This window comes from Streptomyces sp. NPDC051452, assembly GCF_044454765.1.
In the GTDB taxonomy this organism is placed as follows: Bacteria; Actinomycetota; Actinomycetes; order Streptomycetales; family Streptomycetaceae; genus Streptomyces.
Map to the genome: position 1 here is coordinate 827,238 of NZ_JBITEB010000001.1, position 23,322 is coordinate 850,559.

Annotated in this window: 19 protein-coding genes; 8 read left to right on the top strand and 11 right to left on the bottom strand. The window is 73.5% G+C overall.

The window, feature by feature from the left end; genetic code table 11:
* The first annotated feature begins 74 nt into the window (after positions 1-74).
* Positions 75-467, top strand: coding sequence for an STAS domain-containing protein (locus ACIBA9_RS03300; protein WP_399359617.1), 393 nt, complete (start codon positions 75-77; stop codon positions 465-467).
* Positions 468-703: 236 nt separating this feature from the next.
* On the opposite strand, the gene ACIBA9_RS03305 is transcribed toward ACIBA9_RS03300, so the two are convergent.
* Positions 704-1,189, bottom strand: coding sequence for a MarR family transcriptional regulator (locus ACIBA9_RS03305; protein WP_399359618.1), 486 nt, complete (start codon positions 1,187-1,189; stop codon positions 704-706).
* A 152-nt stretch (positions 1,190-1,341) separates the two neighbouring features.
* Between ACIBA9_RS03305 and ACIBA9_RS03310 the strand changes: the two genes are divergently transcribed.
* Entirely contained in the window at positions 1,342-2,514 is a 1,173-nt protein-coding gene (locus tag ACIBA9_RS03310) for a PP2C family protein-serine/threonine phosphatase (RefSeq protein ID WP_399359619.1), read from the top strand.
* A gap of 280 nt (positions 2,515-2,794) precedes the next feature.
* Here ACIBA9_RS03310 and ACIBA9_RS03315 read toward each other — a convergent pair whose 3' ends face one another.
* The 3 genes from ACIBA9_RS03315 to ACIBA9_RS03325 all read right to left on the bottom strand — a co-directional run bounded on the left by ACIBA9_RS03315 (position 2,795) and on the right by ACIBA9_RS03325 (position 5,550).
* A complete protein-coding gene (locus ACIBA9_RS03315) occupies positions 2,795-3,226 on the bottom strand; it encodes a PRC-barrel domain-containing protein (protein ID WP_399359620.1) in 432 nt (143 codons plus the stop codon).
* Complete coding sequence (locus ACIBA9_RS03320; protein WP_399359621.1) at positions 3,223-3,906, bottom strand: PRC-barrel domain-containing protein; 684 nt, start codon at positions 3,904-3,906, stop codon at positions 3,223-3,225. The genes ACIBA9_RS03315 and ACIBA9_RS03320 overlap by 4 nt, the downstream gene beginning before the upstream one ends.
* 213 nt (positions 3,907-4,119) lie before the next feature.
* Positions 4,120-5,550, bottom strand: coding sequence for a hypothetical protein (locus ACIBA9_RS03325; RefSeq protein WP_399359622.1), 1,431 nt, complete (start codon positions 5,548-5,550; stop codon positions 4,120-4,122).
* Between the two features lie 113 nt (positions 5,551-5,663).
* On the opposite strand from ACIBA9_RS03325, the gene ACIBA9_RS03330 reads away from it, so the two are divergent.
* The gene (locus ACIBA9_RS03330) at positions 5,664-6,938 is read left to right on the top strand and encodes a molybdopterin-dependent oxidoreductase (RefSeq protein WP_399359623.1); all 1,275 of its coding nucleotides are present in this window, start codon (positions 5,664-5,666) and stop codon (positions 6,936-6,938) included.
* Between the two features lie 316 nt (positions 6,939-7,254).
* Here the strand turns inward: ACIBA9_RS03330 and ACIBA9_RS03335 are convergent, their stop codons facing one another.
* The 3 genes from ACIBA9_RS03335 to ACIBA9_RS03345 all read right to left on the bottom strand — a co-directional run bounded on the left by ACIBA9_RS03335 (position 7,255) and on the right by ACIBA9_RS03345 (position 9,481).
* A complete protein-coding gene (locus tag ACIBA9_RS03335; protein WP_399360005.1) occupies positions 7,255-8,073 on the bottom strand; it encodes a class I SAM-dependent methyltransferase in 819 nt (272 codons plus the stop codon).
* A gap of 83 nt (positions 8,074-8,156) precedes the next feature.
* Complete coding sequence (locus ACIBA9_RS03340) at positions 8,157-8,774, bottom strand: DUF2064 domain-containing protein (protein WP_399359624.1); 618 nt, start codon at positions 8,772-8,774, stop codon at positions 8,157-8,159.
* Positions 8,771-9,481: a glycosyltransferase family 2 protein gene (locus tag ACIBA9_RS03345; protein ID WP_399359625.1), complete on the bottom strand. Its 711-nt coding sequence runs from the start codon at positions 9,479-9,481 to the stop codon at positions 8,771-8,773. Before ACIBA9_RS03345 ends, ACIBA9_RS03340 begins: the two co-directional genes overlap by 4 nt.
* A 112-nt stretch (positions 9,482-9,593) precedes the next feature.
* Here ACIBA9_RS03345 and ACIBA9_RS03350 point away from each other — a divergent pair, with 112 nt between their 5' ends.
* On the top strand, positions 9,594-10,325 hold the full coding sequence (locus ACIBA9_RS03350) for a response regulator transcription factor (protein WP_399359626.1): 732 nt from the start codon (positions 9,594-9,596) through the stop codon (positions 10,323-10,325).
* Between the two features lie 2 nt (positions 10,326-10,327).
* The gene (locus tag ACIBA9_RS03355; protein WP_399359627.1) at positions 10,328-11,437 is read left to right on the top strand and encodes a sensor histidine kinase; all 1,110 of its coding nucleotides are present in this window, start codon (positions 10,328-10,330) and stop codon (positions 11,435-11,437) included.
* A gap of 99 nt (positions 11,438-11,536) precedes the next feature.
* Here ACIBA9_RS03355 and ACIBA9_RS03360 read toward each other — a convergent pair whose 3' ends face one another.
* Entirely contained in the window at positions 11,537-12,541 is a 1,005-nt protein-coding gene (locus tag ACIBA9_RS03360) for an NAD-dependent epimerase/dehydratase family protein (RefSeq protein WP_399359628.1), read from the bottom strand.
* Between the two features lie 135 nt (positions 12,542-12,676).
* Here ACIBA9_RS03360 and ACIBA9_RS03365 point away from each other — a divergent pair, with 135 nt between their 5' ends.
* Positions 12,677-15,457, top strand: coding sequence for a SpoIIE family protein phosphatase (locus tag ACIBA9_RS03365; RefSeq protein WP_399359629.1), 2,781 nt, complete (start codon positions 12,677-12,679; stop codon positions 15,455-15,457).
* 19 nt (positions 15,458-15,476) lie between these two features.
* Here ACIBA9_RS03365 and ACIBA9_RS03370 read toward each other — a convergent pair whose 3' ends face one another.
* Complete coding sequence (locus ACIBA9_RS03370; RefSeq protein WP_399359630.1) at positions 15,477-16,904, bottom strand: FAD-binding oxidoreductase; 1,428 nt, start codon at positions 16,902-16,904, stop codon at positions 15,477-15,479.
* Between the two features lie 83 nt (positions 16,905-16,987).
* Entirely contained in the window at positions 16,988-20,194 is a 3,207-nt protein-coding gene (locus ACIBA9_RS03375; protein WP_399359631.1) for a BTAD domain-containing putative transcriptional regulator, read from the bottom strand.
* 124 nt (positions 20,195-20,318) lie between these two features.
* Between ACIBA9_RS03375 and ACIBA9_RS03380 the strand changes: the two genes are divergently transcribed.
* Both ACIBA9_RS03380 and ACIBA9_RS03385 read left to right on the top strand, forming a co-directional pair.
* Positions 20,319-20,873, top strand: coding sequence for a DoxX family membrane protein (locus tag ACIBA9_RS03380; protein ID WP_399359632.1), 555 nt, complete (start codon positions 20,319-20,321; stop codon positions 20,871-20,873).
* Positions 20,874-21,009: 136 nt separating this feature from the next.
* Entirely contained in the window at positions 21,010-21,318 is a 309-nt protein-coding gene (locus ACIBA9_RS03385; protein ID WP_399359633.1) for a hypothetical protein, read from the top strand.
* Positions 21,319-21,354: 36 nt separating this feature from the next.
* Here the strand turns inward: ACIBA9_RS03385 and ACIBA9_RS03390 are convergent, their stop codons facing one another.
* A complete protein-coding gene (locus tag ACIBA9_RS03390; RefSeq protein WP_399359634.1) occupies positions 21,355-23,163 on the bottom strand; it encodes a coagulation factor 5/8 type domain-containing protein in 1,809 nt (602 codons plus the stop codon).
* Positions 23,164-23,322: the final 159 nt, after the last annotated feature.

Below are 23,322 nucleotides of genomic sequence, written 5' to 3' on the forward strand. Positions count from 1 at the left end.
CACGGGCGCCCGCACCCGGTACTCGCGGCGCGGTGCCCTCCCGCCCACCTCGCCCCCGGACCGGACACCCGCGCATGACGGACCATTCCTCGAACGAACTCAGACTCCGCATCACCGGAGAACCGGCCTCGTGGACCGTGCACATCGTCGGTGAACTCGACTACGACACCAGCGACGCACTGGTGGACGCCGTGGCCGCACACCTCGAACGGCATCCGGAGCCCGGCGTCGTAAGGCTGGACTTCCGCGACCTGACCTGGGTCGACTCCTCGGGTCTCTCGGCGCTGATCATGATTCACCGGCATACCAGTGCCATCGGCGCCGACCTGTACCTGGACCACCGCCCCGAGCTGCTCGACCACCGGCTCCGCCTCACCAACCTCCTCGCCCACCTCACCGCGCCCGCGGCCGGCGACGGTGTCCTCGGGCCCGAGGCGGACGGTGACGCCCGGGCAGGCGTCACCTGATCCAGGTCGAGCGTCACCCCTGATCACGGGCCGAGGCCCGGTCCGTCGGGCGGGTGCGAGGTGCGCCACAGGCACCGCGGATGGGCCCGTGTTCGGGGTATCCGGAGTCCGGAGCCAGCAGCCGGTCGCGCACATCGCCGCCGGCCGGCGAAAGGAACTGGGATGGACCGGTCGACGCAGGCCGTTGCGCACGCCGGTCGCCGTCCGGCGGAAGCGGCGGTGCCGCATGGGAGGGGTCAGGCGGTCCGCCTGCCCGAACCCTGTGTGTCGTCGTGTATCCGCGAGGCCGCCATGGCGCAGAACGACTCCAGTCCCTCCGCGAGCGCCCCCCGCTTCGCCGCGGGCATCAGATCGAGGACGGCCTGCAGTTCCGCCTCCCGGCGAGCCCGCAGATCGGCGAGGTACGCGCGCCCGCGGCCGCTCAGGCGCAGGCGCACCTCACGCCGGTCGTCCGGGCTGTTCTCCCGCTCCACGAAACCGGCGGCCTGCAGCCTGTCGAACAGCCGGCTGGTCGCCGGCGGGGTCGAGGCCAGGGACGCGGCGAGGGTCCGCAGATTGATGCCGTCCTGGTGCTCCAGGATGTGCAGCAGGCGTAGCTGGGACGCGGAGGCCGGAGCGGTGGAAGCCCGGCCCCACAGGACTTCCAGCAGCTCAGCGGCCGTCGAGGTCACGCGTGCGATCTCGACGGGCTCCGGACGGCGGTGGAAGGCAGTCACAGTCACACTCTCGCAGGCACTGGGGTGCCTGCCAGCGTACTAGCTGCGCGCGCCGGTCAGGGGCGAGAGTCGCGACCGGCCCGATCAACGAGGAGAATCGGTCTCAGGAGTACCGGGGCCGACACATTGTCCGGCGAAAGATTGGTTCAATTCCCGTCGTGAAGAGATTCGTCGCCGCTGTGCGCGCCCTGCGTACAGCGGCCCCCCACGAGTTGCTCGACACCGTCCGCAGAGTACTGGTCGAACAGTACGCTGCGGACACGGTCGAGCTTTTCATGGCCGACTACGGCCTGACCGTGCTGCAGCCGGTGTCCGCGCTGCCGCACACGCTGGAACCCGTGTCCGTGCACAACAGCCCCCAAGGACGTGCGTTCGGCTCGCAGGAGTGCCATCTGGAGACCGGCCGGGACGGCCGGGCGTGTCTGCACCTGCCGGTCAGCGTGCGGGGCGACCGGCTCGGTGTGCTGTCCGTGGGTCTCCCCGGAAGCGACGAGGCCCGCCTGCACGAGGCTGAACTGTGCGAGATCGCCGAGGTACTGGGCCACGAGGTGCTGGTGGCCGAGCGCGACACCGACCTCTATCTCCAGGCGCGGCGCAAGTCCCGGCTCACCCTGGCCGCCGAGATGCAGTGGCAGCTCCTGCCCGGCCGCTCCTGCACCCGTCCCGAGTACGACCTGGGCGCCCAGCTGGAGCCGGCGTACGCCGTGCACGGGGACAACTTCGACTGGTCGGTGACCTCCGACAACCTGATGCTCTACGTCACCAACGGCATGGGCGAGGGCATAGAGGCCTCCCTGCTGACGAACCTCGCCATCAACGCCCTGCGCAACGCGCGGCGGGCCGGCCTGCCGATCGCCGACCAGGCCGCCCTGGCCGACCAGGCCGTCTACGCCCACTACCGGGGCCGCTGCCATCTGTCCGTGCTGATGTTCGACTTCGACCTGAGTACCGGCCGGGTGAGCGTCGTGGACGCCGGCTCCCCCCGGGTGCTGCGGCTGCGGGGCGGCGCCCTGGAGCACATCGTCCTCGACGCACAGCTGCCCCTGGGCATGTTCGAGGAGACCGACTACGTCACGCAGGAATTCCAGGTCGAGCCCGGCGACCGGCTCGTCTTCGTCAGCGACGGTGTGCACGCGGTGGCCTCACCCCTCGGGGAGGCCTACGGTGACATGGCCCTGGCCCGGGCCATCCAGTCCACCCGTCTGCTGCCCGCGGCCGAGGTGCCGCGCTCCATCCTGCGCGAGCTGACCGGCCACCGGGGCGATGCCATGCCCGACGACGACGCTCTCGTGGTCTGCCTCGACTGGCGTGGCCGGCCGGCCGGTAGCTAAGCGGTCCGCTCCGCGCAACGGATCGCCCCGAGCGCCGGCGGCGGCGATCCGTGGGCGACGCTCCGCAGACGCTGCTCCGGAGACCGCCCTGTCCCAGACGACGTGGGGGGGGGGGGGGCGCGCCCGCGGGCGCGCCCCCCCCCCCCCCCACCCCCCCCCGGGGGGGGGGGGGGGCCGGGCCCCCCCCCCCCCCGGGCCCCCCCCCCCCCCCCCGGGGGGGGGCCCCCCCCCCCCCCCCCCCCCCCCCCCCCCCCCACCACCCCTACCGCCCGGGCGGTCGTCAGGTGCGCTCGGCCCGGACGACCATGGCGTACGAGCCCAGCCCGACCAGGCGGTCTCCCGCGATGTCCCCGAGGGCCGTGTACACGGTGAGGATCCGTCCCGACACGGGGTCGAAGGCGACGTCCTTCACGGTGCCGTGCTCCATGCCGTGCTCGGTCAGGACCCGGCTGCCGATGGCCTCCCGATGCTCGGGAAGGTGAGCGGCGCCCGACTCCGCGACACCTTGGGAGCGCACGATCACCGCGTCCCGGCCCAGCGCCTGAACCGAGCCCCAGGCGATGGCAGTGGCGTCCTTCGGCGCACCGGCCAGACGCAGACAGGCGATGCCGCGCGTGTGCGTGTCGATGGTCAGGTCTTTCACGGTGCCCAGGGTCGCCGCCTCGTCGGCGGTGATCACCCGAAGGCCCTTCGCCTGCGTGAACAGCATCATGCGAGGCCTCCCTTGCCGTACGAGGGGGAATCCGCAGGACCCGGAGTGCCCCGAGTGCCCGCTGCGCCTGGATTGCCCGAGGGGTCCGAGAGATCCGAGGGATTCGGGGATTCCGTCTGCCGATGGGTGTGCGCCTGGAACGCCTCCACCTGGGCGCCGAAGGTGGGCAGGTCCTCGGCGACGAAATGCCTCGCCCCCGCCGGCACCACCATGGCCTCGCCGGAGACGGCCAGTGTCTGCCCGCGCGGGATGAACACCTTGCGCCGCCGGGGGTCGAGGTTCTCGTTGGCGGCGATCTCGAAGCCGACGACGCGTCCGCTCGTGCCCGCCTCGACGACCACGTCGCGTACCGTGCCCACCTCGGTTCCCTCTTCGGTGATCACCGGCGCGTCGATCACCCGGCCATGAGCGGTCCCGCCCGATTCCACGATCGCGCCCCGGTCCTCGAACACCGCCTCGCTCGGGATCATCACCGCCGAGGGCCCCACGGCGTGCACCCCGGAGAACGGCAGACTCTGCTTCAACGGCCCGGCCAGCAGACCCCGTCCGCTGAGGGTGAAGCCGGTGATCCGGCCGGCCCGCGCGTCGAACACCGTGTCCTTGATCTGGGCCACGGCGTCGCCGGCGAGGGTCACCACCACCCGCTTGGTCAGCTCCGAGGCGAGCATCAGGGTGATCAACGCGACCCTCCCCGCCCGGACCGACGTCCTGCGCGTACCGCGATCACCGTTCCGGCGCGGCGCCTGGCCTGAACGACCAGCGTCGCCGCGACGACCAGTCCGACCACCGCGACAAGGAAGATCACCCAGATCCACCACATGTTTGCCGACCTCCTCTTGGCCCTGCCTCCGTCCCTTCCGGTTGCCCCCGGGGCGGCCACGACAAGCCTGCCGCTACCAGCCGGTCAGCAGCAGGTGATTGAGGAGCAGCGCGAGGACCGCCTGCGCCGCGAGCCAGGCGCGGGCGCCGGACAGGAACGCGCACGCCGGCAGCAGCCACAGGGCGAACGGCAGCCAGATGCGTTCCGTCTCCGCCTTGCTCATCCCGGACAGATCGGCGGCGATCAGCGCCAGCAGGGCGGCCGACACGAGGACGGCCAGACGGAACCGTGCCGCCGGAGCCGGAGCCGGAGCCGGAGCCGGAGCCGGAGTGGTCGCGGTCGCCGCCTCCTCCTGAGCGTCCGCCGCATTCTCCGCGTCCGCCGCATCCTCCGCCTTCCTCCCACGCCGGCGCAGCAGTTCCCCCGCCGTCCGCCGCAGCCCCGCCGCCGTCGCCGGGCCGGTGATGAGCACGGTGCAGGCGAGGTTGGCCCACACCCAGTAGCCGTAGGGACGGATGCCGCCCACCCCCTGGTAGTAGCGGATCACCAACAGGCGGTACGCCTCCCACCAGTTGAAGCCCACGAGGGCCAGCACGAGCGGCCACACGGCCAGTCCGGCGAGCAGCGGCAGCAGCAGGAGGGGCCGGCGCCGGGGTCCGTACCGGCCGAGCCCGAGTACCGCGACCGCGATCAGCGCGAAGAGCGTGAGGCCGTAGGAGAGGTAGCAGGTCAGTCCGAACAGCAGGCCGGAACCGGCCGCCCACCACAGGGACCGGCCGGTGACGGCGAGGGCGAGCAGGGCCACCGCCCACGCGGCGACGGCCGCGAAGTAGCCGTCGGCGGACGTGCCCTGCCACACGGCGGCGGGCGCCAGCACCAGGAAGGGCGCGGCCCGCCGCGCCAGCTCCTCTCCGGCAAGGGCCCGGACCGCGATCAGCACGGCCACGCACCCGGTCGCGCCGACGGTGATGCACCACATCCCGGCCCAGCCGCCACCGTGCAGCCCCACCCGGTCGAGCAGGACGAACGTCACGGTGGCCAGCGGCGGATGGCCGGCGACGTGCGCGGGCCAGTACCCGGGAGGGCCACTGACGATGTGCTGGTCGAAGTCGCGCAGGGCGGCCGGGATGTCGTGGAAGCGGCCGATCACGCGCAGATACTCGTTGTGACTGGTGAGTTTCTCGGCCACACCCTGCTGCCAGCCGTCGACCAGCGCGAGGGAGAGGATCCACGCCAGCGCGGCCGCCCACGCGGTCGGCAGCAGTGTGCGCCAGGACAGCCGGGCGGCGAGGGCCGGCCCGTACCCGACCGCGGCCACGGCCACGGCCAGGGCGGCCGGAGTGCCGGGGCCGACGTGCGGATCCCACTCGGCCAGGACCGGCGGCCAGTGCACGAAGAGGGTGTGGCGGGTGTCCTCGATGTGGCGGCCGATCAGCACCGCCAGCGACACGAGCAGGGCTGCGGCGCCGACGGCGTGGAGATCGCGGCGGAGGGTGCGGGTCACGCGCAAACGCTAGGCCGCAGGAGCGGCGACGGACCGCCGTCCGGGCCGGACGTCAGCGTTTCGTCATGGGTCACATACCCGTTCACGGGGTTCTCCCCGCCTACGGTCGGGACATGCGCGACCATCTCCGGCTCCCCACCTCTCCCGGCTTCTGGCGCAGCCCGCTGCGCGGCCCGTGGCTCACCTCCGTGCTCGGCCTCGTCCTCCTCGTCGGTGTCACCGTCCTGTTCGTGACCGGCCTGGTGTCGTACGCCGCCTACAACCCGGGACTGTCCCCGGTGAACGACACCACGCCCGACAAGGGCGTCCTCGGTTTCTACCTCTTCGCCTGGCCGACCGACCCCGTGTGGCTCTACCGACTCACCCAGGGCGTGCACGTCACCCTCGGCGTCACCCTGATCCCCGTCCTGCTCGCCAAGCTGTGGTCGGTGGTGCCCAGGCTGTTCACGCTGCCGCCGGCCCGCTCGGTCGCGCACGCGCTGGAACGGGTCTCGCTGCTGCTGCTCGTCGGCGGCGGCCTGTTCGAGTTCACCACCGGGGTGCTCAACGTCCAGCTGGACTACGTCTTCCCCGGCTCCTTCTATCCGCTGCACTTCTACGGCGCCTGGGTGTTCTTCGCCGCCTTCGTGGCCCACGCGGCGCTCAAGGCACCGGCCGCGGTACGCACGGTCCGGCGCCATTCGGCCGAGGCGACCGAGACGACTCGGCCGGCCGAGGCGGCCGAGCTGGTCGAGGACGACCTGGTCTCCCCCCGCCCCGCGCCGCCCACCGTCTCGCGGCGCGGCGCGCTCGGGATGGTCGGCGGCGCTTCGCTGCTGCTGTTCCTGACCACCGTCGGACAGAGTCTGGGCGGCCCCTTCCGCCGTACGGCCCTGCTCGCGCCGCACGGCACGGCCGACCCTGGCGGCGGCCCCAACGGCTTCCAGATCAACAAGACGGCCGGTTACGCCGGGATCACCCCGGCCGACACCCACGCGGACGCCTGGCGGCTCGTCGTCGGCGGCCGCACCGGAACCGTCCGCCTCACCCGCGCCGACCTGCTGGGGCTTCCGCTCCACAGCTCGTCGCTGCCCATCGCCTGCGTGGAGGGCTGGTCGACCGCCGACCAGTGGTGGCGCGGGGTACGACTGCGCGACCTCGCGGCGCTCGTCGGCCATGACGGTGACCCGCCGGACGTCTTGGTGGAGTCCCTGCAACGCCACGGTGCCTTCCGTCGCGCCGCGCTGCGCGCCAACCAGGTGGCCGACCCGCGCTCCCTGCTCGCCCTCCAGGTCAACGGCGAGGACCTGTCGCCCGACCACGGCTACCCGGCGCGGATCATCGTGCCCGCCGCCCCCGGTGTGCTGAACACCAAGTGGGTGGCGCGACTGACCTTCGGAGACCTGTGATGCCCCGTCGACTTCCGCCCCTCGGCAGCCCGCTCCAACTGCTGCTGCTCGCCTGCTCCTTCGCCCTCGCCGGCTACGCGGCCGTAAGGCTGCTCGCCGGGGACTGGTTCGGCGTCGCCCTGTGGATCGTGGGCGCCGCGCTGCTGCACGACCTGGTGCTGCTGCCGCTGTACAGCGTGGCCGACCGGGCGGTCACCCACGGTCTCGACACGGCCGGGCGGCGCGACCTGACCCCGTACGTCCGGGTACCGGCCGCGCTGTCCCTGCTGCTCCTGCTGGTGTGGTTCCCGCTGATCAGCGGCATGGTGAGCGAGCGCTACCGGGCGGCGACCGGGCTGTCCCCGGACGGCTTCCTCGCCCGCTGGCTGCTGATCACCGCCGTACTCTTCGGCGGCTCGGCACTGCTGCTCGCGCTCCGGGCACGCAAGGCGGCGAAACACCGGCCGCCGGTCTCCCACTGAGTCACGGCCCGCAGGCCGGCCCCGCTCGCGTACCGCAGCAGGGCCGGCGTGCCCAGACGGGCCCAGGCGAAGGGCCGGCCGGTGCCACGGGCGCCGTCGACGACGTCGACGACCTGGACGTGCGCGCGTTCGTCGACGTCCACGGGCAGGGTCTCGGCGATCAGCAGCCCACCGGGCCGCAACAGGTGGGCCACCCGCTCCAGCAGGGCGGCCGGGTCGCCGCCGATGCCGATGTTGCCGTCCATGAGCAGCACGGTGTCCCAGCGGCCCTCGCCGGGCAGCGGCTCGAAGACCGAACGGTGCAGTGCCCGCCCGTCTCCGCGCTCCCGGCCCCGCTCGCACCGGGCCGAGCCCAGACGGTCGGCGGTGTGCTCGACGGCGGCGTCGCTGACGTCGATGCCGAGCACGGTCCGGCCCCGGGCGGCGAGTTCCGCCACCAGCCGGCCCGGCCCGCAGCCGACGTCGAGGACGGCGCCCTCACAGCGGTCCAGCACTTCCCGGTCGACCGGATCGGCCCGCGCGCACCAGCGCTCCACCTCCAGCGGCAGCAACCAGCCGTCGGCCCGGCGCAGGAACAACGGGCCCCGGCCGCTGCGCAGCGCGCTGGTGTACGGGTCCGCGGCCGCCCAGGCGAGCCGGGTGGTGGGCGGGCCACTCATCACCTGCCGGTCCATGTGCGGCCGGCCGCCCGTCGCCTGGGGGCCGAGGGACGACGTGCCGCTGCTCGTCGAGGGGCGGCCGACGCGCGACGCGCCGCTCATCGGCTCGTGGCCGAGGTGTGGCGTGCCAGGCACGCGGCGAATCGGCCGTGCGGGGCGAGAGCGGCCACGGCACGGGCGTCGGCGGCGACGTCGACGTCCCGCAGCCGGGGCAGTTCACGCACCCGCAGCCCGGCGGCGACCAGACGCGCCCGCTGCGCGGCCCCGGTCAGGGGCGTCGACATGGGCACACCGCGCAGCAGTTCCGGATCGGGTTCGGCCAGACCCAGCGCCCAGAACCCGCCGTCCTCCGCCGGGCCGAGACACGCCTCACCGGCCGCCAGGTCGACCGTGAGCAGCTCGGGGGTCACCTGCGGGGTGTCCATGCCGATCAGCAGGGCCGGTCCGCGACAGTGCGCGAAGGCGTCCGCCAACCGCTCGTCCAGGCTGCCCGGGCACTGCGGCACGACCTCGAAGCCGGGCGGCAGCCACGGCCCCGGGGCCCCGTCCAGGACGAGGACGCGGCGGGACGCCGGCGCAGCCGCCACGGCGTACAGAGTGTCGGCGAGAGCCGCCCGCGCCAGATCCGCCGCCTCCCGCGGGCTGAAGGGCGGGGTGAGCCGTGTCTTGACCCGTCCGGGGCGAGGCTCCTTGGCGATGACGAGAAGTGTGGTCACCGTAGCGCCCTCCGCTCGGCCGGGGCGGCGTGCGAAGCCGGTGCCTCGGCCAGGACGCGGCTCATGTCCCGGACCGCCTGCCAGGTGCCCCGCCAGGTGCCCGTCACCTTCGAGGCGCCGGTGCGCGGCAGATAGGGCACGTCGTGTTCGGTGACGCGCCACCCGGCGTCGGCCGCGCGCACGACCATCTGCAGCGGATAGCCGCTGCGCCGGTCGGTCAGGCCCAGCGCGAGGAGTGCCTCGCGGCGCGCGGCCCGCAGCGGTCCGAGGTCGTGCAGGCGCAGGCCGGTGCGACGGCTCAGCATCCGGGCCAGTACGAGGTTTCCGGCCCGGGCGTGTGCCGGCCAGGCACCCCGGCCGCGCGGGCGACGGCGGCCGAGGACCAGATCCGCCACGCCCCGGCGGACCTCGCCGACGAAGGGCACGAGCAGTCCTGGGTCGAGGGAGGCGTCGCAGTCGCAGAAGCACACGATGTCCGCGGTGGCCGCGGTCAGCCCGGCATGGCAGGCGGCGCCGAAGCCGCGCCGCGGCTCGCGCACCACCGTGGCGCCGAGTGCGCGGGCGATCCCGGCGGAGCCGTCGGTGGAACCGTTGTCGACGACGATGGCGCGCCAGCCGGCCGGGATCCGGGCGAGCACCCAGGGCAGGGCCTCGGCCTCGTTCAGGCAGGGGAGCACCACGTCGATCCGTGATGAAGTGGTCGTCACGGTCTCACCCTACGAACCGGAATCGGACATAAAGGGTGGGAGCTTCTTACGAAACGCGGACGCCGTACCCACCGGTCCGGCACCGGGCAGTGGGCGGTGCGAGGCTGGGGGCATGCAAGAGCCCTACGACTCCCACCGGGCCGAAGCCGCCGACGGGGCGGCCCGGGTGCTGGTCGTCGACGACGATCCCACCGTCGCCGAGGTCGTCACCGGATACCTGCACCGCGCCGGCTATGTCGTCGACCGTGCCGACGACGGCCCGACGGCCCTCACCCGCGCCGCGGCGCACCGGCCCGACCTCGTGGTGCTGGACCTGATGCTGCCCGGCATGGACGGTCTGGAGGTCTGCCGGCGGATGCGCGACCGCGGACCCGTACCGGTCATCATGCTCACCGCCCGCGGCGACGAGGACGACCGCATCCTGGGCCTGGAGGTGGGTGCCGACGACTATGTCACCAAGCCCTTCAGTCCCCGCGAACTCGTCCTGCGGGTGGAGTCGGTGCTGCGCCGCAGCCGTCCCGCCGCCCCGGGCCCCCGGCTGGCGGCGGCGGGTCTGCGCGTCGACGTCGAGGGTCGCCGGGCCACCAAGGAGGGCGTTGAACTGGCGCTCACCCTGCGGGAGTTCGACCTGCTCGCCTTCTTCATGCGGCATCCGGGCCGGGCGTTCGCCCGCGAGGACCTGATGCGCGAGGTCTGGGGGTGGGACTTCGGCGACCTGTCGACCGTCACCGTCCATGTCCGCCGGCTGCGCGGCAAGGTCGAGGACGACCCGGCCCGCCCCCGTCTGATCCAGACGGTGTGGGGCGTCGGCTACCGCTTCGAACCCACCGGGGCGGTGGACTGAACATGCGCGACACCCTCCTCATCGCCCTGTACGCCTTCGCCGGCGCCGCCGCCAGCGGCCTCGCCGGAGCGGGTGTGCTGCGGCTGATCCGGCGCCGCTCGCTCACCGCCTCGCTCACCGTGGTCGCGGCCGTCGGGGTCGTGGCGATGCTCGCCGGCACCCTCGCCGTCGCCTGGGCGATGTTCCTGTCCCCGCACGACCTGTCCGTCGTCACGACCGTCGTCGCGATGGCGACCGTCGTCTCGCTGGCCACCGCGCTGCTGCTCGGCCGCTGGGTCGTCGCCCGCAGCCATGAACTCGCCGAGGCCGCACGCCACTTCGGTGACGGCGGGGAGTTCGCCGCCCCGGCGGCGCCGGCCACCGCCGAACTGGCCGCGCTCAGCCGCCAGTTGGCCGCTACCAGCGCCAGACTCGCCGCGTCGCGGGAGCGGGAGAGGGCGTTGGAGACGTCCAGGCGTGAGCTGGTCGCGTGGATCTCGCACGACCTGCGCACCCCGCTGGCCGGCCTGCGGGCCATGTCCGAGGCGCTGGAGGACGGCGTGGCCGCCGATCCCGCCCGCTATCTCCGGCAGATGCGCACCGAGGTCGAGCGGCTCAACGACATGGTCGGCGATCTGTTCGAACTCTCCCGCATCCACGCCGGCACCCTTCCGCTGAGCCCCTCCCGGATCTCGCTGTACGACCTGGTCGGCGACGCGCTCGCGGGCGCCGACCCGCTCGCCCGGCAACAAGGGGTACGGCTCGTGGGCGACCGGGTCGAGCCGCTGCCCGTGGAGGTGGACGGCAAGGAGATGAGCCGGGTGCTCGGCAACCTGCTGGTCAACGCCATCCGCCGGACCCCGCCCGACGGCACGGTGGCGGTCGCGGCGGAACGCACCGACGAGGGCGTGACGCTGTCCGTCACCGACGGTTGCGGGGGCATTCCCGAGGAGGACCTCTCGCGCGTCTTCGACACCGGCTGGCGCGGCACCGACGCCCGGACACCCCCGGCCGGCGCCGGCCTGGGCCTCGCCATCGTGCGGGGCATCGTGGAGGCCCACCGGGGCCGGGCCACCGTCCGTAACATCCCCGGCGGCTGCCGCTTCGAGGTGACCCTCCCGGCGGCCCCCTGAGCCCCAGGGCGGCCGCCGCCCACCGCACATGTCCCGTCCCGGTCCGCGGCGGGCCCCCGCCGCGGACCCGGGTGCGCCGCCGCCCCGGTCCGCGCGGCATCACGCCCCCCGCGGTCCCTCTTCCTGGGCGAACTCACGCATGCCTGCTGTGAAGGTGACGCGTGGGCGCCAGCCGAGGGCGGCTCTCAGGCGGGTCGAGTCGGCGGTGATGTGGCGTACGTCGCCGAGCCGGTACTCACCGGTGACGACGGGGCGCGGGCCGCCGCACGCGACGGCCAGCTCCGCCGCCATCTCGCCGACCGTGCGGGGCTCACCGCTGCCCGTGTTGTACGCCGTGAGGGCGCCCGGCGCGGCCGGTGCCTCCAGCGCCGCCACGTTCGCCGCGGCCACGTCCCGCACATGTACGAAATCCCGCCTCTGCAACCCGTCCTCGAACACCCGGGGCGCCTCGCCCCGGGCAAGCGCGGAGCGGAAGAGGGAGGCGACCCCGGCGTAGGGGGTGTCGCGGGGCATCCGGGGTCCGTACACGTTGTGGTAGCGCAAGGCCACCGCCGACCCGCCCGTGCAGCGCGCCCACACGGCGGACAGGTGCTCCTGCGCCAGCTTGGTGGTCGCGTACACGTTGCGGGGATCGGCGGGGGCGTCCTCACCGACCAGACCGGGCGCCAGGTCCAGCCCGCACCGGGGGCACCGCGGCTCGAACGCGCCCGCTTCGAGGTCGGTCACGGCCCGCGGCCCGGGCCGTACGACACCGTGCGCCCGGCACTCGTACCGCCCCTCCCCGTAGACGACCATCGACCCGGCCAGCACGAGGCGCCGCACCCCCGCGTCCGCCATGGCGGCGAGCAGCACGGCCGTGCCCAGATCGTTGCGCGAGACGTACTCCGCCGCGTCGGCGACACCGTTGCCGAGCCCGACCATCGCCGCCTGATGGCAGACGGCGTCCACCCCGGCCAGCGCCGCGGCGACCGCGTCGGTGTCCCGCACGTCCGCTGCGGGGTCCTCCCCGACGTCGAAGACGAGCGGCTCGTGACCGCCCTCCCGCAGTGCCTCGACGACATGGGACCCGATGAACCCGGCACCGCCGGTGACCAGTACGCGCATGCGCCTCACGCTAGAGCGGCACGGGGCCCGTCCACCGCCATCCGGCCGCCGCGTCACCGGACCGTAAGACCTGCTCCGGGCCCGACGGGGGCACAGCGGTCGCCGAGCAGGGAGCCCCAGTGCTAGAAAAGGGACATGAGCGGACGTTCCCGCCGGACAAGGGCGAGAGCGGCGCCGCCTCCCGGCACCCGGCGGCCACCCGGTCCGTCCCGTCGGCAAGGGCCCCGGTCGGCACTCGGACGCCGCTTTTCGCCGTCCCTGAGCGTCCGCACTCTGGCCGCGCAGGTCTTCCTCCTCCAGGCCCTCATCGTGCTGGTCCTGGTCGCGGTGGCGGCCGCCGCCCTGGTCGTCCAGGGCCGCTACGACGCCGAGCGCGACGCCAGGGAGCGCTCGCTGGCCGCGGCGGAGGCGTTCGCCCACGCGCCCGGCACGGAACTCGCCGTGAGCCCGCAGAAACCGACCGCGGCGCTGCAGGCGTCGGTGGAGCAGGCGGGGAAGGCCGCGGGCGTCGATTTCATCAGCGTGCTCGACCGCCACGGCGTCCGGCTCGCCGACTCCGACCCCGCTCTGATCGGCAAGAAGGCCCAAGGCGTCGGCCGGGCCGCCGCGGGGGAGACGTTCACGGAGTCGTTCCGCGGCAAGCCGTCCGGAGCCGTGCGCTCGGTCGTACCCGTGCTGGACGCCAGCAGGCGCGTGACCGGCATGGTCAGCGCCGGGATCCGGTACGCCAACGTGGCCGGCGTACTCGACCAGCAACTGCCGATGCTGTTCGGAGCGGCCGCGGGCGCGCTCCTGGTGGCCACCGGCGGCACGGCCCTCGTCAGCCGGCGGCTGCTGCGGCAGACCCACGGGCTCGGCCCGGCCGAGATGACCCGGATGTACGAACACCAGGACGCCGTGCTGCACGCGGTGCGCGAGGGCGTCCTGATCATCGACGGTGACGGATGCGTACTGCTCGCCAACGACGAGGCACGGCGGCTGCTGGACCTCCCCCCGGACGCCGACCGGCGGCGCGTGACGGACCTGGGGCTGGGCCCCGGTCCGACCCACCTGCTGTTGTCGGACGAAGCCGCCACCGACGAGGTGGTGCACGCGGGGGGCCGACTGCTGGCGGTGAACACCCGGATCATCGCGTCCTCCGCCGGCGGACTGGTCGCCACCTTCCGCGACACGACCGAGCTCAGGGCCCTGACCGGACAGGCCGAGCTGGCACGGGGCCGGTTGTCCTTCCTGTACGAGGCCGGAATGCGGATCGGCACCACACTCGACATGCGGCGCACGGCCGAGGAACTCGCCGAGGTCGCGGTCCCGCGCATGGCCGACATCGTCACCGTGGAACTCCTCGACCTGGTGCTGCGCGGCGAGGAGCCCACCGGCGCGGTACGCCAGATGCGGCGCACCGCGCTGGTCGCCGCCCGCCCTGGGCACCCCCTGCAACCGGTCGGAGACCTGATCCGGTTCGTCATGTCGGACACACCCATGACGGCGGCGCTGCGCCGCGGCACGGCTGTCCTGGTGCCGGACCTGCACACCGCCCAGGACTGGCGCGCCCAGGACCCCGAGGGGGCCTTGGAGGCCCTGGACTACGGCATCCACTCCTTGATCACCGTGCCGCTGCGCGCCCGCGGGGTGGTCCTCGGCATGGTCAACTTCTGGCGCGGCGCGGACTCTCCCCGGTTCGAGGCGGAAGACGTCGCCGTGGCCGAGGAACTCGTGGCCCGGGCGGCCGTCGCGATCGACAACGCGCGCCGCTACTCCCGCGAGCACGCGATGGCCGTGAGCCTGCAGCGCAACCTGCTGCCCCGCAACCTCCCGGAACAGGACGCCCTGGAGATCGCCTCACGCTATCTGTCGGCGCAGTCCGGGGTGGGCGGCGACTGGTTCGACGTCATCCCGTTGCCCGGTTTCCGGATCGCCCTCGTCGTCGGCGACATCGTCGGTCACGGCCTGCAGGCGGCGGTGACCATGGGACGGCTGCGGACGGCCGTGCTGAACTTCTCCTCCCTGGACCTGCCCCCGGACGAACTGCTCGGGCACCTCGACGAGATGGTGACGCGGCTCGACAACCAGACGGCCCCCACAGACGAGGACCGCGCGCCGCTGACCGGGGCGACCTGCCTCTACGCCATCTACGACCCGGTGAACGGACATTGCGCCCTCGCCCGCGCCGGGCACCTCGCGCCCGCCGTGGTCGATCCCGAGGGGAACGTGACCTTTCCCGACCTCCCACTGGCCCCGCCCCTCGGAGTGGGCGGCCACCCCTTCGCCACCGGTGAACTGGAGCTGGCGCAGGGCAGCTGGCTCGTCCTGTTCACCGACGGCCTGATCGAGAACAGCGGACGGGACATCGACGAGGGCCTGGAGCTGCTGCGGTCCACCGTCGCCCACTCCGGCGCGACACCGGAGGAGACCTGCCGGGCCGTCGTGGAGACGATGCTGCCCGAACACCCCGGCGACGACGTGGCACTGCTGGTCGCCCGGACCCGGCTGCTCGATCCGTCCAGGGTCGCGACCTGGGACGTCCCGTCCGAGCCGACGGCCGTGTCCCGCACGCGCCAGGAGGTGAGCCGGCGGCTCGTCGAATGGGGGCTGGAGGACAAGACGTTCGCCACGGAACTGATCCTCAGCGAACTGCTCACCAACGCCATCCGCTACGGCGCCCCGCCCGTGCGCGTCAGGCTGCTGCTGGGCGCCACCCTCGTGTGTGAGGTGTCGGACGGCAGCAACACCTCACCGCGCCTGCGGCGCGCGGCCGGCACGGACGAAGGCGGCCGGGGCCTGTTCCTCGTCTCCCAGTTCGCGACCAGCTGGGGCACCCGCTACGCAGCGCAGGGCAAGGTGATCTGGGCCGAACAGACCCTGGACGCCACCGCGGAACCCGACGTGCTCGCCCTGTTCGACGAGGCGGCTCTCTGACCCGGTCGCGGCCCGGGACTCAGGGGAGCCGGTCTCCCGCCGCGTTCGAGGGCCGGATGTTCTGGTTGAGCCGGAACATGTTGGTGGGGTCGTACCTGTCCTTGACCCGCACGAGCCGTTCGCGCACCTCGTCGGGGTAGGCGGCCCGCACCTTGTCCTCGGCGGCTTCACCGGTGAAGTTGACGTACACGGTTCCGCCGCCGTGCCGCGCGATCTCCGCGCGGGTCTCGCGGGCCCAGGCCACATGTGTCTCGAAACCCGCCGCGTCGGCCGATCGCGCGACCACGTTGCACAGCACGCTCGCATCCCGCTGACTGAAGGCGGAGGCCGCGGCCGGCACGCGGGCGAACGCACCACCCAACTGGTGCAGATGCAGCTCGCTGAAGGGCGTGGGCGTCGTCAGATGGCGGCGCAGCACGGCGTCGAGCGCCTCGTCGGACGGCTCGATGAAGGCCGACGTGAAGTAGTTGTGGGCACCGGCCGCCCACAGCGGGTCGAGCATGGACTGCATCCCCGTGTACGGAACGGGGCCCATGACGTCGGCGATCGGTGTGCCCAGGGTCCGCAGCGGGCCGACGGCGGCCTCGCCGGTGGCCGGGTCACCCGCGTACATCCCGGCCAGCACCGCGACGCGGGTGCCGTGGACCTCCGGGGGCAGGAAGGGCACGGGAGGCGCCGTGGTCAGGTTGACGAGTGTCGTCAGCTCGTCGGGCATGTCCCCGATCCGCTCACGCCACCCCGTGATCACCTGCCGGGCCTGTTCCAGGGGGTAGACGATCAGGCCGGCCAGGACCTGCGGTCCCACCGGGTGCAGCCGGTACTCGAACGAGGTCACGATCCCGAAGTTGCCGCCGCCACCTCGCAGCGCCCAGAACAGTTCGGCGTGTTCGTGCGGATCCGCGCGCACCACCCGGCCGTCCGCGGTGACGACCTCGACGGCCGTCACGTTGTCCGAGGCCAGACCGTGGCGGCGGAGCAGCCAGCCCACTCCGCCGCCGAGCGTGAATCCGGCGATCCCGGTCGTGGAGATCAGCCCACCGGTCACGGCGAGGCCGAACGCCTGGGTCTCATGATCGAGTTCTCCCCAGGTCAGACCGGCCTGCGCGACCACCCGGCGCCGCACGGGATCGACGACGGCGCCCTTCATGGCCGACAGGTCGATGACGATGCCGTCGTCGCAGGTCGAGAACCCGGCGATGCTGTGGGCCCCGCCGCGCACGGCGACGAGCAGGTCCTGGCTGCGCGCGAACTCGACGGCGCGGATGACGTCCGCGGTCCCGGCGCACCGCACGACCAGCGCCGGGTGTTTGTCGTGGGCGGCGTTCCAGACGGCACGGGCCTGGTCGTAGCCCGGGTCGTCGGGACGGACGACGGTGCCGCGCAGGCCCGCCTCCAGCTCGGCGACGGTCGCGTCCCCGAGGATGCCCTTCGCCGTGTCGATCGACATGATCGGCTCCTTGGTGTGAGTGGCGTGCACCGACATCCGTGACGGTAGGCGCGGCCGCTTAGCACTCACTCAGCAGCCGCGTATCAGGCGGGTCCGCCGCCCATCGTGCGCCGCAGGACGGCCGGGCCCCGGACGTCGCCCAGCCGGGCGAAGAGGTCACCAGCACACGCCGCCGCGGCCCTCGCCTGCTCGCGCGCGCCCGCCTGCCGCTGCTGCCACGCCAGCAGCAGGGCGACCCAGCCGGCGGCCGAGGTCGATCCCGCGACGTGTTCCAGGCGCCGGGCCCGGGCCAGGAGGGTGCGCGCCCGTTCCGTGTCACCGGCGGCCCGGGCGACCAGCCCGAGGTGGAGCAGGCTGTTGGTGACGCCGGGGATGTCGTCGGCCTCCTCGAAATCCGCGAGGACGCCCGCGAGGGCCGCCTCCGCGCCGGCGGTGTCCCCGCCGGCCAGCCGGAGCAGGCCCAGGCAACCGCGGGTGATGCCCTCCTCGCGGCGGTCCCCGAGCCGTCGCCTGAGCGCCAGAGCCGCGTCCAGGCATGTGCGCGCCCCGTCGAGGTCGCCGTGCCCGCGACGGATGTTGCCCAGGACATTGAGGGCCAGCGACTCGCCGTGCGGGTCGTCGAGCGCGCGGAACCGGTCCACGGCGTCTTCGGCCGCCGCGGTGGCGGCGGCGGTGTCGCCGTCGAGTCGGCTCGCCCACGCGAGATTCGCCAGCAGATAGCCACGGGCCCGGGACGTCCCGACCGTACGGCCGGCGAGCACCGTCTCCTCGAAGAACAGCGACACCGGGTCCCCGCCGTCCTCCACCGAGTAACCCGGCGTCATCACCGGGAAGAACGGACCTCGCTCCACGCCGACCGCTTCCAGCAGCCGCAGGCCCTCCGCACAGGCCTTCCGGGCCATCGCGCCCTCGCCGCGGCAGACCGCCCACACGCCGTCCAGATGCGCCGCGACGGCGAGCACCGACGGTTCGCCCGCCTCTCGGGCCAGGACGCGGGCCCGGTCCAGGGCGGCACGCGCGCCGTCCCAGGAGCCGCGCATCCAGAGCAGGACCGCCTGCTGGCAGTGGACGTACGCCAGCGCCGCCGGATCCGGCCGGCGCCGGTGGATGCCGACGATCTGCTCGGCGATCTCCTCCAGCTCGGACCCGTCCCCGAGCCGGATCGCCAGCACGGCCCGTCCCATCAGGGCCCTGGCCCGTTCGGGGGAGGACTCCGGCGCGGCGGCCAGGGTGTCGTCCAGCCATCGCCGGCCCTCGGCCAGGCGGCCGCGCTCGGGCCAGTACGACCGCAGGGCGACGGCCAGCCGCAAGGCGCTCTCCGGTTCGTGGCGCAGCAGGGAGCGCAGTGCGGCGCGGAGGTTGCCGTAGTCGGCCTCCAATTCCAGGGACGCCGCCCCCGACACCCCGGTGGGCTGTTCGCGGTCCCGGGCCTCGGCGAGCGCCAGGTAGAAACGCCGGTGCCCCGCCTCGGCGGCCGCCAGTTCCCCGGCGGCCCGCAGACGCTCCGCCGCGTACTGCCGGACCGTCTCCAGCAGCCGGTAGCGGACCTCGTCCCGCCGGGGCTCCACTCCCACCAGGGACTTGTCGGCCAGCCGGCCGAGCAGGTCCAGCACCGGTGTGCCGCGCGGGCCGTCCCCGCCCACCTCCTCGGCCGCGGCGAGGGAGAAACCGCCCGCGAAGACCGCGAGCCGGCGAAACAGCCGCCGTTCCTCCTCGTCGAGCAGCCGATGGCTCCACTCCAGCGTGGCCAGGAGGGTCTCCTGCCGGGTCGCACCGCGTCGGCTGCCCCGCCCGAGCAGCGACAGGGTGTCGTCGAGACGGTCGGCGATCTGCCGCGGGGCCAGCACGCTCACCCGGGCCGCCGCGAGCTCCAGGGCCAGCGGCATGCCGTCGAGCCGGAAGCAGATCTGCGCGACGGCGGCCGCGTTCTCGCTGGTGAGCCGGAACCCCGGGGCCACGTCGGCGGCCCGCTCCACGAACAGCCGGACCGAGGCGAAGCGGCCCAGTTCCGGCACGGACGGCAGCCGGCGCGGGTCCGGCAGGCTCAGCGAGGGCACCCGGAACGTCCGTTCCCCGTACGAGCGCAGCGCCTCCCGGCTGGTCGCGAGGACGAGGACGCCCGGACAGCGGGCGACTACCTGCGACGCCAGCGCGGCGCACGCGTCGATCAGATGCTCGCAATTGTCCAGTACCAGCAGGGCCTCCCGGTCGCCGAGCCGAGCGAGCAGGGCCTCCCGGCCGCCACCGAACGCCGGAAGACGCAGTTCCAGGGCCGCCGCGACCGCCTCGGTCAGCAGGTCGGGTTCCGCCAGCCCGGCGAGGTCCACGAAGCAGGCCCCGTCCCGGAAGTCGCCGCCCCGACGGGCCGCCACGCCCAGTGCGAGCCGGGTCTTGCCACAGCCGCCGGCGCCGGTGAGCGTGACCAGCCCGCCCCGCGCGAGCAACTCCTCCACCTCGGCCGTCTCGCGCTCCCGGCCGATCAGCTCCGTCGCCGGAACGGGCAACCGGCGCAGTGGGGTTCTCGCCCGCGGCTCCGGGGCCTCGACCGACTCGGCCAGCAGCGCACGGTAGAGGCCACGGGTGTGCGGGTCCGGGTCGGCGCCGGTGTCCTCGCGCACCGCGTCCCGCAGACGCTCGTAGTCGGCCAGCGCCTCCCGGGCTCTGCCGGCGCCGGCCAGCACCCGCATCAGGGCCCGGTGCCCGGGCTCGTGCAGCGGGTCCTCGGCGACCAGTGCCCGCAGCACCTCGACGGCCTCGTCCGCGTGGTCGTCTCGCTCCAGCGCCTCGCCCAGTCCCAGCCGCAGCGTCGCGCACCGCGTCCGCAGTTCCCCGGCCGCCTCGCTCACCCAGGGCTCGTAGCGGTCCTCCGGCAGGAGTCCCGGCCCGGCCAGGGCGAGCGCCGCCCGGTAGTCGACGCTCGCCCCGCCCGCGCAGGCCCGCCGGGCCGTGTCGTCGAACACGTCCAGGTCGATCAGGACACCACCGTCGGGGCCGAGCAGCACCATGTCGTCGCGGAGGACGACGAACTCGCCCACGGCTCCGGCGGTGGCCAGCGCGCGCCGCGCCGCGTGCAGCACCTGGTGCAGGTTGTTGGCCGCGGCCGTCCGGTCGAGGTCCGGCCACAGAACGTCGTAGACCCGCTCGCGGTGCATACGGTGGCCGGGCGCAAGGGAGAGCAGCTTCAGCAGGCTCCGGGCCTTGCGCAGGCGCCACACCCCGGCGGCCACCGGGCGGTCGTCGACCGCCACGGCGAAGCCGCCGAGAAGCCGGATGCGTACCTGCTCGGCCATGGCTGCCCTCAGGAGCAGGCTACCGCCGGGGACACGGCACCGCCCCAGATGCATGATCATGGTCGCTGCGGAAGGATCGGGAGCGGGGTAGCGCCTGTTCCGGTTCGTGCGACGGAGCATTGCCATGGAATCACCACGCTTTCCGTACCGCTCGCAGAGCTCTGTGGACTCAAGGGCGAGTAGCACCACCACGCCCCGGGCGGCCGCCGACTGGGGCCTGTTGCTCCTGCGACTGACCTTCGGACTGTTCATGGCGGCGCACGGGGCCCAGAAACTCTTCGGCATCTTCGGCGGCTCCGGTCTGACCGCGACCGGCCGCGCCTTCGGCGGGCTCGGCTTCCACCCGGGAAAGGTCTTCGCCCTGATAGGCGGCCTGTCCGAATTCCTCGGCGGCCTCGGTCTGGCCCTCGGACTGCTGACTCCGCTGGCGGCCGCCGCCCTGATCGGCGTGATGATCAACGCCATGGTGACCGTCACCGCCGGCCACGGACTGTGGGACGAGCACGGCGGTGTGGAGTACAACGTCTGCATCGCCGTGGTCGCGCTGGCCGTCGCCGCCATCGGCCCTGGCCGCCTCGCGGTCGACCGGTTCTTCCCCTGGGGCAGGGGCGGTTGGGCCGAGGCGGCGGTCGCCCTCGGACTGGGCGGCATCGGCGCCGCGATCACGCTGGCGCTGTGAACACCTCCACGGCAGACACCGCGGGGAACCCGGTCCAGGGCTGCCCCCTCGCGGCCCTCCGGGCGCGGCGCGGGCGGTCGCCACGCCGGCGCCGCGCCCATGTGTCGTCGCCGGTGGGCTGGAAACCCGGCCCGGTATGACAGCACCCGACCGGCAGGACACGTCCCGGACCGACCGGCAGGTCGTCGACCGGCTGGTGCCCGTCTGGCTCGCGGAGACGGAGCGCCACGATCCCGACGCCGCCCGCCGGGCCCGGCAGGGTTGGCGCGACGGCTCGCTGTCCGATGACGCCGCGCAGGACCTGGCCACCTGGGTGACGGCACGGGTCACGGACACCGGCTTCAACGACGACGAGGGACCGTGGATCCACGGCCCCGCCCGGATCACCCCGGCGGACAAGGAATGCGTGCACCGGTGGTTGGCGGCCCAGGGCCACCGCGTGTGAAGCGGTACGGCCCCGGGCCACGCGCCGGCACCGGGGTCAGGGGTACGACACCACCGTGGAGGGCGTCGTGGACGTGCCCGAGGTCGGTGCCCCCGTGTCGTTGATCACGTGCTCGTACTGGCCGTTGCCACCGAGCGAGACCACCAGCAGGTCGTGGAACTTCACGCCCGGCCGGTTCGGGGCGGCGAAGCCGTGGTGCTGCACGATCGAAGGGGCGACGTTGTAGTAGCAGTAACTGCCAAGACCCCAGCCCTCGTGCACGGTGACTCCGTCGCCCACCTTGTAGGCCGCGTACCCCTTGACCGAGCCGTTCTGGATGGCGGCCTGGTTCGGGGCGTCGTACGCCTTCTCGTTCTGGAAGAAGATCGTGCGGCCGCGCTGGCCGTTCCACTGCACGTCGTACTTGTTGAAGTGCTCCACGAACAGGCCGGTGCACAGCACGTCGTCGCCGTTGACCACGACGCCGTAGTCGGCGCGGTTGGTGTCCCAGCCGACCCCGGTGCCGTGATCGGCGCGCCAGACCCAGGTGTGGTCGACGATGGTGTGCCGGCTGTTGATGACCATGCTGGTGGTCGCCTTGCCCGCGCCCGCGCCACCGATGCGCACGAAGACGTCCTGCACGGTGGTGGGGTTGGCGGAGTGGTCCGTCGTGGAGCCGGCCGGGCCGACCTCCAGCAGTGTCGGGGAGTTGACCGGACCCGCGTCGATGAGGAAACCGGCCAGCCGCACCCCGTCCACGTCGGCGACCTTCAGCACTGTGGACCCGTTGTCCGGTACGAGGGTCGCGTAACCGAGCCCGAGGACCACGGTGTTGGCCCGGTCGACCTGGAGCGGCCGGTCCACGTGGTAGATGCCCGGCGTCAGCAGCAGGTGCAGCCCCTGGGCCAGCGCCTGGTTGAGGGTCGCCGCGCTGACCCCCGGCTTGGCGACGTAGAACTGCGACAGCGGCAGGGAGGTCCCCCGCGGCGTGCCGGATCCCCAGCTGACACCGCGCGCGTTCGTCCGCTTCTCCGGCAGGAAGACCCGGAACTCGCTGCCGCTGACGTACAGGAACGGCTTCTCGCGCGAGACCGGAGTGGTGTCGAGCGTGGTGTACGGCGGGTTGGGGAAGCTCTGTGCCGGGGCGCCCTGGACGCCGGAGAACACCATGTTCCACACGCCGTTGACCCAGCCGCCGACGACACTGTCGCGGGTGTACCACTGCTGTTGCGAGTACGGCCCGACCTGACCGTCGATACGGCTGTCCGCGATGTAGCCGCCACTCGCCCAACCGTAGCCGTTCGGGGCGAGGTTGAGGCCACCGCGCACATGCATACGACGGAAGGGCGCCGCCTGGGCCACCGCCCACCGGTTGGTGCCGTTGGCGGGCACCAGGGCCAGGTTCTCCGCCGAACGCCAGAAGTTCTGCGTGGCGTTGCCGTTGAACCAGCCCGCGTCGACCGTGACGTCACCGTTGATCGTCGTGTCGTCGGGGGACAGGCCGAGGCCCGCGATGGAGGTGTAGAAGCCGATCTGGGCGTTCAGGCCGCTGTAGGTACCGGGCTTGAACAGCAGGGCGTACCGGCCGGTGCCGAACTGCGCCGACTCCTGCTGGTGGAAGACCTGGTCCAGCTTGGCCTGGATGCCGGGCGTGTTGGGGTCGAACACGAGCACGTTCGGGCCGAGGTCGCCTCCGCCGGGCAGGGCGGCGGCTGCCTTCCGCGCCGAGGTGGCCGCCCGGGCGGGCGTGGCCACACCGGCGAGCACGGGCGCCGCGGCCGCGGCCGCCGCCGCGCCGAGCACGGTTCGGCGGCCGACGGGGGCGGAGGAAGGGGAGGCGGGGGAGGTGGGGGAGGAGGGGGGCATGCGCGGCTCTCCTTGTTCAGGAAATGAACGAAGTGGGGCGGGGGAGCGCTCTCTCGACGTCGGATGCTTCATCGGCCTGAACGACGCGTCAAGTGTTACGGCCGAATTTCCCTGCCCCGCGCCTGAGTTACGGGCATATTGCCTGCCCTGTCTTCGAGA

Bases quoted from the DNA above. Each gene is read 5' to 3' on its own strand.
- ACIBA9_RS03355 (WP_399359627.1), top strand. From the start codon at position 10,328: ATGCGCGACACCCTCCTCATCGCCCTGTACGCCTTCGCCGGCGCCGCC.
- ACIBA9_RS03315 (WP_399359620.1), bottom strand. From the start codon at position 3,226: ATGATGCTGTTCACGCAGGCGAAGGGCCTTCGGGTGATCACCGCCGAC.
- ACIBA9_RS03385 (WP_399359633.1), top strand. From the start codon at position 21,010: ATGACAGCACCCGACCGGCAGGACACGTCCCGGACCGACCGGCAGGTC.
- ACIBA9_RS03300 (WP_399359617.1), top strand. From the start codon at position 75: ATGACGGACCATTCCTCGAACGAACTCAGACTCCGCATCACCGGAGAA.
- ACIBA9_RS03370 (WP_399359630.1), bottom strand. From the start codon at position 16,904: ATGTCGATCGACACGGCGAAGGGCATCCTCGGGGACGCGACCGTCGCC.
- ACIBA9_RS03335 (WP_399360005.1), bottom strand. From the start codon at position 8,073: ATGGACCGGCAGGTGATGAGTGGCCCGCCCACCACCCGGCTCGCCTGG.
- ACIBA9_RS03330 (WP_399359623.1), top strand. From the start codon at position 5,664: ATGCGCGACCATCTCCGGCTCCCCACCTCTCCCGGCTTCTGGCGCAGC.
- ACIBA9_RS03390 (WP_399359634.1), bottom strand. From the start codon at position 23,163: ATGCCCCCCTCCTCCCCCACCTCCCCCGCCTCCCCTTCCTCCGCCCCC.
- ACIBA9_RS03350 (WP_399359626.1), top strand. From the start codon at position 9,594: ATGCAAGAGCCCTACGACTCCCACCGGGCCGAAGCCGCCGACGGGGCG.
- ACIBA9_RS03380 (WP_399359632.1), top strand. From the start codon at position 20,319: ATGGAATCACCACGCTTTCCGTACCGCTCGCAGAGCTCTGTGGACTCA.
- ACIBA9_RS03375 (WP_399359631.1), bottom strand. From the start codon at position 20,194: ATGGCCGAGCAGGTACGCATCCGGCTTCTCGGCGGCTTCGCCGTGGCG.
- ACIBA9_RS03365 (WP_399359629.1), top strand. From the start codon at position 12,677: ATGAGCGGACGTTCCCGCCGGACAAGGGCGAGAGCGGCGCCGCCTCCC.
- ACIBA9_RS03360 (WP_399359628.1), bottom strand. From the start codon at position 12,541: ATGCGCGTACTGGTCACCGGCGGTGCCGGGTTCATCGGGTCCCATGTC.